The organism is Tatumella saanichensis, from assembly GCF_000439375.1.
Taxonomy (GTDB): domain Bacteria; phylum Pseudomonadota; class Gammaproteobacteria; order Enterobacterales; family Enterobacteriaceae; genus Tatumella; species Tatumella saanichensis.
In genome coordinates this window covers 1-8,159 of record NZ_ATMI01000021.1, presented here as the reverse complement: position 1 = coordinate 8,159, position 8,159 = coordinate 1, and the positions used below count along the sequence as shown (strand labels likewise).

Annotated in this window: 9 protein-coding genes and 1 pseudogene; 3 read left to right on the top strand and 7 right to left on the bottom strand. The window is 50.1% G+C overall.

The window, feature by feature from the left end:
• Positions 1–56: 56 nt before the first annotated feature.
• Positions 57–890, bottom strand: a complete 834-nt coding sequence (gene nadE / locus DW47_RS0108205; protein WP_029685917.1) for an ammonia-dependent NAD(+) synthetase — start codon at positions 888–890, stop codon at positions 57–59.
• Between the two features lie 77 nt (positions 891–967).
• On the bottom strand, positions 968–2,164 hold the full coding sequence (locus DW47_RS0108200) for a multidrug effflux MFS transporter (RefSeq protein WP_029685916.1): 1,197 nt from the start codon (positions 2,162–2,164) through the stop codon (positions 968–970).
• Between the two features lie 235 nt (positions 2,165–2,399).
• Here DW47_RS0108200 and osmE point away from each other — a divergent pair, with 235 nt between their 5' ends.
• The gene (osmE, locus tag DW47_RS0108195) at positions 2,400–2,741 is read left to right on the top strand and encodes an osmotically-inducible lipoprotein OsmE (protein ID WP_029685915.1); all 342 of its coding nucleotides are present in this window, start codon (positions 2,400–2,402) and stop codon (positions 2,739–2,741) included.
• Between the two features lie 186 nt (positions 2,742–2,927).
• Here the strand turns inward: osmE and DW47_RS0108190 are convergent, their stop codons facing one another.
• The 3 genes from DW47_RS0108190 to hxpB form a co-directional block, all read right to left on the bottom strand.
• Positions 2,928–3,308 (bottom strand): DUF6515 family protein, encoded by a 381-nt coding sequence (locus tag DW47_RS0108190; RefSeq protein WP_029685914.1) that lies wholly within the window; start codon positions 3,306–3,308, stop codon positions 2,928–2,930.
• Positions 3,309–3,446: 138 nt separating this feature from the next.
• Positions 3,447–4,031: a metal-dependent hydrolase gene (locus tag DW47_RS0108185; RefSeq protein ID WP_038027388.1), complete on the bottom strand. Its 585-nt coding sequence runs from the start codon at positions 4,029–4,031 to the stop codon at positions 3,447–3,449.
• 141 nt (positions 4,032–4,172) lie between these two features.
• Positions 4,173–4,847 (bottom strand): hexitol phosphatase HxpB, encoded by a 675-nt coding sequence (gene hxpB, locus DW47_RS0108180; RefSeq protein WP_029685912.1) that lies wholly within the window; start codon positions 4,845–4,847, stop codon positions 4,173–4,175.
• A 171-nt stretch (positions 4,848–5,018) separates the two neighbouring features.
• Between hxpB and DW47_RS0108175 the strand changes: the two genes are divergently transcribed.
• On the top strand, positions 5,019–5,555 hold the full coding sequence (locus DW47_RS0108175) for a YniB family protein (protein WP_029685911.1): 537 nt from the start codon (positions 5,019–5,021) through the stop codon (positions 5,553–5,555).
• Positions 5,556–5,562: 7 nt separating this feature from the next.
• On the opposite strand, the gene DW47_RS0108170 is transcribed toward DW47_RS0108175, so the two are convergent.
• Positions 5,563–6,429, bottom strand: coding sequence for a fructosamine kinase family protein (locus DW47_RS0108170; protein ID WP_029685910.1), 867 nt, complete (start codon positions 6,427–6,429; stop codon positions 5,563–5,565).
• A 390-nt stretch (positions 6,430–6,819) separates the two neighbouring features.
• Here DW47_RS0108170 and DW47_RS0108165 point away from each other — a divergent pair, with 390 nt between their 5' ends.
• Positions 6,820–7,581 (top strand): DUF481 domain-containing protein, encoded by a 762-nt coding sequence (locus DW47_RS0108165; RefSeq protein WP_029685909.1) that lies wholly within the window; start codon positions 6,820–6,822, stop codon positions 7,579–7,581.
• Positions 7,582–7,591: 10 nt separating this feature from the next.
• Here DW47_RS0108165 and DW47_RS16320 read toward each other — a convergent pair.
• Positions 7,592–8,159 (bottom strand): annotated as a pseudogene (locus DW47_RS16320) (IS3 family transposase); the annotation flags it as partial.

Sequence of the window (8,159 nt, the reverse complement as noted above, 5' to 3'; positions counted from 1 at the left end):
TTGAAACCGCCGGTCAGGCTGATGAGCGTTCGCGTCAGTCTGACCGGCGGTTTTACTTATTTTGGTTGTTTCCAAAAATCGTCAAATACCGTCACTGGGGGCTGGCGTTTGTGCTCGGTTTTGAGGTACCAGCCTTCGATGGTTTTCGCCGCTGCAGCATCGATGGTTTTTCCCTCCAAGTAGGCATCAATCTGTGCGTAGGTCACTCCCAACGCAACTTCATCCTGTAATCCAGGTCGGCCGTCTTCAAGGTCAGCGGTGGGATGTTTTAAGTAGAGATGCTCAGGACAACCCAGATATTTCAGTAATTGTTTACCCTGACCTTTATTCAAACGGAACAGTGGATTGATATCACTGCCGCCATCCCCGTATTTGGTAAAGAACCCAGTCACCGCTTCCGCCGCATGGTCTGTGCCGACCACCACTCCGCGGGTCATTCCGGCGATACTGTATTGGGCTTTCATCCGTTCACGGGCTTTTTCATTGCCCCGCACAAAGTCAGATAACTCAATACCAGCGTCTTTCAAGGCTTGCTCACTGGCCAATACTGCCGATTTGATATTGACCGTTAAACTGCGGTCTGGCGAGATAAACGCCAATGCATCTTGGCAATCCTGCTCATCGGCCTGTTGACCATAGGGCAGGCGGACGGCGATAAAACAGTAATCCTGTTCATCGGTTTCCTGGCGTAGTTCGCTAATGGCCATTTGACACAGCTTACCGGTCAGGGTGGAATCTTGGCCTCCACTGATCCCCAGAACCAGAGTTCTTAGGGCTGGGCTGGCTTGCAGGTAGCTTTTCAGAAAGTCCACGCTGGTGCGGATCTCCTGTTGAACATCAATCACTGGTTTCACACCCAATGTGCGGATAATCTCTTGTTGTAAAGACATACAGGTATCCTCAGTTCAGTCATGGCCAGCGGCCGTGGTATCAAAATCAGTCCCATAGAGTGCAGGGCACAGTAGTATCAATGATGCGTCTCAGCAGGCTTTTTCGCCACAAAAATAAACATCAGGATCGCCAGCATAAAGCAGCCGAAAATGGTGGCAGTCATACTCAGCACCGAGGTGCCCCCCAGGCCAGTCACCGGAATGCTCAGTGACCCTAAGGTAAACATGGTCACACCAATTACTGCAGAGGCGGATCCTGCACGTTTGCCTTGACTCTGCATCGCCAGTGACGAGGCCGTGGTCGAAATCACTGCATTGCTGGCAATACTAAAGAACAGGGCCAGCAGGGTCAGCGGTAGCGGTGCGTGAAAAATCCCAGACAGTAATAGTGCAGAAGAGGCGACGAAGGCCAGTGTTAGGCCACCTTTCAGTACCGAATATTCGCCGAAACGGGGACTCAGCCGAGCGCTGGTCTGGGAAGCAATAATCAGCCCTAGTCCATTCAGTGCGAAACAGAGACTGAAGGCTTGTGGGGACATGCCATAAATCTGCTGCAAAACAAACGGAGACGCACCGATATAGGCAAACATCCCGGCCATCATAAAGCCCTGAGTCAGGCAAAAGCCCATAAACGGACGATAACAGATCACTTTACCCAGTCCAGCCCATGCCGAAAGCAGAGACCCCTGACTGCGCCGTTCGTGAGGCAGACTTTCATCAATACGCAAACGAGACAGGACAAATAGCACTACGGCAATCCCTCCCAGCACCAAGAAGATCCCCCGCCAGTCAGTGACGTTCATTAATGCGCCGCCCATCACCGGTGCAGCAATCGGAGCGACACCGTTTACCAGCATCAGCATGGCAAAAAAGCGGGTCAGTTCATGGCCGCTGTACATATCACGGGCCATTGCCCGCGACAGCACGGCCCCCCCGGCACCGCCCAGGCCTTGAAACAGACGGGAAATCAGCAACTGATCCAGACTATGGGCCATAGAACAGGCGATAGAGGCTAGTAATAGTACAGTGAGAGAGAGAGCCAGCGGCAGTTTACGGCCATATTTATCACTCATTGGGCCGAACAGCAGCTGTCCGACACCTAGGCCGAGTAGCCCGGCGGTCAAGCTTAACTGTGCACTGGCGGTGGGGATATTTAGCTCGCCAGCCAGTTGCGGCAGGGCCGGAAGATAGAGGTCGATACACAGCGGGCCGAGACCTGCCAGTAAGCCCAGAATGATAATAAATGAAATTCGGTGCGGAGGGGTATTGGACATTTTTCCTCTGGATATAATCACTTGCGGACAGCCTAGCACATAGGGTTGTCTCGGAGTTGCCTTACCACGCGAAAGGTGCGGGCATAGTATTTTTTAAGAGACAGCAGAATATCGGTTTGTCAATCATCCGTCTATGCTAAGCATTTGTTTTATCGTGATTAGCGATTACACTTTAAAATGTCAGTTGCAATCGCGTCCTTTATTAAAGGTTTACCACTATACAGTGAGGCAGATAATGAAAAAAATGACTGGACTGCTGCTGGCGGGTGTTATCGCCGCATTTCTATCAGGCTGTACCACCTACCATCAGGCTGAAAGCTTTGTCACTCAACCCGTTGTGAAAGATGTGCACAAAGGCATGACTCGCGATCAAGTTCATCAGAAAGCAGGCTCACCAGCCTCAGTGATCACTATGATCCATGCTAAAGGCGTCTGCGAGACCTATATTATTGGTCACAATGACGGTAAACCGCTGACCTATTTTGTCAGCTATAACGACAGTAATCGTGTTATGAATTACGGTTTCCAGACCTGTACCGAATATGACACCGACCCTCAGGCACCACTGATGCAGTAAGGCAGCTTGTGATGCAGTAAGGGAGCTTGCTCTGTTTTCAAACCCAGCTTAGGCTGGGTTTTTTATTGAGTTCCGGCCTTAACCCGCAGGAGTCGTCGCGCAAGCGGTGGACAGTGGAATTCGATGGCAAGAAAAGGGGACAGACGGAAGGGCAATAGGCCGGACATTGCCGGCCTGTGAGTGGAGTTATAATCCCGGCGGACGAGGAACCTCGTTATAGTCGCCGTTAATGTCTCGTTGGTAATAGTGCCCCTCTTGGACATAGTAACGCTTGCCGTTATAGTCCAGTACCTGCAGATGGTGGGGCTCACTCTCCACTGGTGGATTGACTATCACATATTGATCACCCTGGCGCTGATAGTAATTGCCATTCAGCAGATAATAAGTGAGGCCACCGATGATCACGCCGGTTGCCAGATCAGGCAGAAAGCCACCGCCCCAGCCTGGTCCGGGTCCGCCCCATCCGGGACCACCGCCTGGTCCGGGTCCGCCCCATCCGGGATGAGCCAATGCTAGTCCTGGGGAAAGTAGAGAGATGACCAACAGAGAACCGATTAGCTTTTTCATACTTCTTCTCCGAAAAATTCTGTATCAAGCATCATCTCTGCCCGTAAAAAACACAAGCTGAACCTGTCCGAATTTTCCTTCTATTACACAGCTTAACGCTATCTTAACGGCCTGTGAGGAAAGGTGAGCCTTAGCTTGTCAGTGTAGTGCGCCACCTAATTGGCGCTGCCAATCAATGGCGGTAGAAGAGATCTGCTTACTGGTGGCGTTTACCACCTGGCGGGTCAATTGGCTCGGTAAAAATACTGCAAACATCACCAGAGTAATACAGAACCAACGTTCAAGTTGGTTATTTTTACGAGGATAGAGCAGCGGTAACCGGAAACGCCAGCGGCAGGGCCATAGCAACGGGACACCCGCGGGGGTCAGCATATCCGCGACGATATGGCTTAGATAACCTAACACCATTCCCTGCATCACATCGGCAGGCAACCATAATTCTGTTGGCATTTTAACCTGCAGCAACCAGACTCCGGCCACGATGGCAATCAGGCTATGGGTAAACCCCCGGTGGCCGCATAGCCGAGAAATCGGTACCGATATCCAGCGCAGTCGCTGGCCGAGCAACGAAGAAGGATGGTCGATATCTGGTAGCAGGCAGGTCAGTAGGGTTGCCGGCAATAAATGCCACCAGTCAGCGTGAGCAATCACCGGTGTCAGATCGCTGCGTTTGGCAACGATGGCACTGGCGATCGCGAAAAGAATATGGCCTTCGGCCGTCATGATATGTCCTAACACTACCTAAAACTGTCAATACATACAGTATAGATATTTATACAGCAAAAGGATAGTTGTGACGCTGTAACAAATGATAAACAGGATCAGGAAAGGAAAATAGGCGGAGGGGGGCTCTCCGCCTTGGCCTCACTGAGGACAGCCCAACAAGTCTGCGGTGAGTTCGTTGAGAGAGTTAAGTCTGGCATGGGCAAGGCTCCACACCGGCAAGTCAGCCTCAAAGGCGGCAGGAACTACCAAGGTGCGCATTCTGGCGGCCTTGGCAGCAATCATCCCGTTCAGCGAATCTTCCAGCGCCACACAATCAAGTGGATCAGTGTCCAGCCCTTGTGCGGCATTCAGGTAGACCTGTGGATGGGGTTTACTGTAAGGCAATTCCCCGGCCGAGCAGATGACCTCAAAGTAATGACTTAGGGAAAACATCTCCAGCACTTGGGTGATCAGCGCTAGCGGTGAGGCTGAGGCCAAACCGATACGTAGCCCACAACTGCGGCACAGTTCCAGGGCTGCGCGCACACCGGGCATCAAAGGCTTTTGCTGGCGGATTTTCTCACCCACCAACTGAAAAATTTGTTCTGTCACGGCTTGCTGTGAAAGATGATGGATATTGCCGGCCTCAAACCATAGTCTGACGACTTGGTCGATACGCAGTCCAGTGGTTTCGGGCAGACTGTCACGCAGGCTAATATCGATACCGGCGGAGGAGAAGACCTCCAGTTCTGCTTGATGCCAAAAGGGCTCTGAATCAATCAGCAGACCATCCATATCAAAGATTGCTGCTTTTATTGGCCGGTGATAAGCCATAAAAAACCTCCCTGAGGGGTGAATAGAAGATTACTATCTCTGTCAATTATACAGGTTACGAGCACAAAGCTGACCATTTGATGACAAATAACAATTTTCAATGTATTAGAAGGGGAAAAAGCCCTCTGTTACGGGTAAACTTGTAGCATAAAACAGGTATCAGGAGAGAGTATGAATTACCAGCAAGCCGGCAAACTCGCCATTGGAAAGAAAATTCTAGGCTGGATACTGTTTATTCCGTCAGTGTTATCCACGGCAATATCGATGATGAATTATCTGTTTATCAACAGTGATAAACAGCCGGGGATCGATGCGGTATTGACCGATTTCGTCCATGTGATGATCAATATGGTCAAGTTTAATACCCCGTTTCTGAATTTTTTCTGGCAAAATTCGCCAGTGCCCGACTTCGGCTTACAGGCTAATGTGCTGTTTTGGTGTATCTATGCGCTGATCTTTATTGGCCTGGCCTTACAAGCCTCCGGAGATAGGATGTGGCGTCAGTCACGTTTCCTCAAAGAGAGTATAGAGGACCAGTTGATATTGGAAAGCGTCAAAGAGGATGGTGGTCTTACCCGCCAGCAACTGATTGATAAATTACGGACCCATAATCATCCGATTTTCCGCCAAGTATTTCAGCTGTATATCTTGCCGATAGTGGTTCTCGTTATTGGCTATTTTGTCCTGCGTCTCGCCGGTTTCTTCTGAGTCGTCATTACTGTTGGCACAGTAGGCCAGTGATGGTTTGCTGTGCCTCCTCCCGCCAATGTTCGCCAAACGCACAGGCACGGTTAAGCAGGTAATAGAGCTGGTAAGCCGGCTGGCGTTGACGATAATCTTCCGGTAGTGGGTATTCCCGTTGATACGCGTCCATTAGCGGTGCTGTCAGGGCATTTTCTGGCTGCCACAGTGCCAAATCGCATTCCCGATCACCCCAATAACAGGCTGGATTAAAGATCCACGGTTGATTGTGTGACACTGCACAATGTCCCGGCCAAAGGTCTCCGTGGAGTAGTGATGGCTGTGGGTGATGGGTTTCCAAAATGCGTGCCACGCAGGCAATGATTGCTTCGTTATCCCCGAAATGCAGGCCCTTTTCTGCGGCAATCTGCAACTGCCAGCCAATGCGTTGTTCTGAAAAAAAGCATGACCAACGGGTCTGCCAGTTATTGGGTTGCAAAGAAGAGGTAACTGCATGGTCTTCATCAAGACCGAAGCGGGGTTGTTCACTCCAACGATGCAGCCGTGCTAATTGGCGGCCCAACTGCGCGGCAGAGTCAGCTGAAAGTGGGGCGGGGGGCAGGTATTCCAGTACCAGAAAGCTGTGATGGCGTGAGGTACCGGTCCCGAACACCTTCGGGACTCTGACACAACCGGTACGCGCCAGTAAGGCGAGTTCATCCGCTTCTTGGTTAAACTGCGGCAGCATTTCCCGATCATTGGACTTCACAAAATAGTGTTGTTCGCCACTGACCAGTTGCCAAGCTTGGTTGACCTCTCCGCCATGGCACTGGTGATAGTGTGAAATCCCCTCAAAATCTGGATGTTGTGCGACTAACAATTGCTCAATGGCTGACCACATACCTTACTCCTTTGTGTTCATGCTGTAAGGTAAGTGTAAACGTTATTTGAGACGTTGAGGGCGATACACATCACTATCCCGAGTGATGACAGCATGGAAGACCCCGAGTTAAGGGTCCGTACACCCTGCTTTTACTAAAACTTAACTGGGGACATTCTTTGAAACAATCTGCCCGCGATTTTATGTAATTTTTCTTTCTATTTTTTTTTTCAGCCTTAAGATACCCGACGTTACTCAGATAGATCTGAATAACGCTACGGACTGTCATTTTTTTTTTGACAGGGAATGCGCTGTAATGCTTTTTTACCCTTGGTAGGTAACCAGCATACAGAGCTATGCAAAAGTTTACAGTCTTAGCTCTTAACAACGTCGTCGGTACAGGTCCTTTTCATGAAACCCTTAAATAAAATTTCAGTTGCATTACTGCTTGGTGCAGGTGTTTTCGCCCAGCAGGCGTTCGCAGATAACTCCATCTTCACCTCTATGGATGACCCATCAACGGCGAAATCCCCGTTTGTCGGGACGGCATCCGGTGGTTATCTGGCGCAAAGTGGTAACACCAATAACTCCTCTCTGACTGCTCAGACCAATATGACCTGGTATCAGTCTTCAATGGCTTACAGCCTGTGGGGCAATGCGTCGAATACGTCTTCCGATAATGAACGCTCTTCTGAGACTTACAGCGTTGGTGGCCGTTCCCGTTACAATCTTAACAGCAGTGATTACCTGTTTGGTCAGGCCAGCTGGCTGAGTGACCGTTTTAATGGCTATTCAAGCCGTGACACCCTCACCGCTGGTTACGGTCGTCAGATCCTGAACGGCCCAGTTCACTCTCTGCGCGCGGAGATCGGCCCGGGTGTACGTTATGATGACTACGAAGGTGGCGGTCATAAAACTAAGGCGCTGGCCTACGGTGCACTGAGCTATCAGTGGCAGTTGACTGATACCACCAAATTCATTCAGGGCGTTTCCGTGCTGAGCACCCTGGGAGACGATACCACGCTGAACTCCGAAACCGGACTGCAGGTAGCAATCAACTCTCGCTTCTCTCTGAAACTGGCCTATGATGTGACGTGGAACAACAATCCACCGTCATCAGCACCAGACCGTACCGATACCAAAACCACGGTACTGCTGTCTTACTCCATGTAAGCGACACTGACTAGTCCTGATATAGATTGACAGTTTTCTGACTGTAAAACGCCTGATGAACTTCATCGGGCGTTTTGTATTTTAGGGATTGATGTGGCCTCTCATGGTTATAGATCGCCACAGATCCTTCTACCATGATCCGTGCTTGCGCAAGGTCTGCCGGACGACTTAGCAAAAATTCGTTTTTCAATATCCCGTTTATTCGCTCTGCCAGTGCATTTTGATAGCAGTCATAACCGTCAGTCATGGAACAGGTAATACCATTTCTCTGATGCAGAGACTGATAACGTGTTGAACAGTATTGTATTCCTCTGTCAGAGTGATGTATGAGTGGCTCTTTGGTTTTCCTTTTCCTTAATACCTGTCTGTAAGCCCTGATCACATTTTCTGTCTGCAGATTTTCACCAACATAAAAACCCACGATCTTTCTTGAGCAGGCATCGGTGACAAGACTCAGATTAGCTGTTCCGGTGCGCAGTGGCAGATAAGTAATATCTGCACCCAGACCTGTTCCGGATGAAGCACCTTAATCTGCCCCGGACCGGGTTTGAGCAGATTAGGATGCCGATAAAACCGAT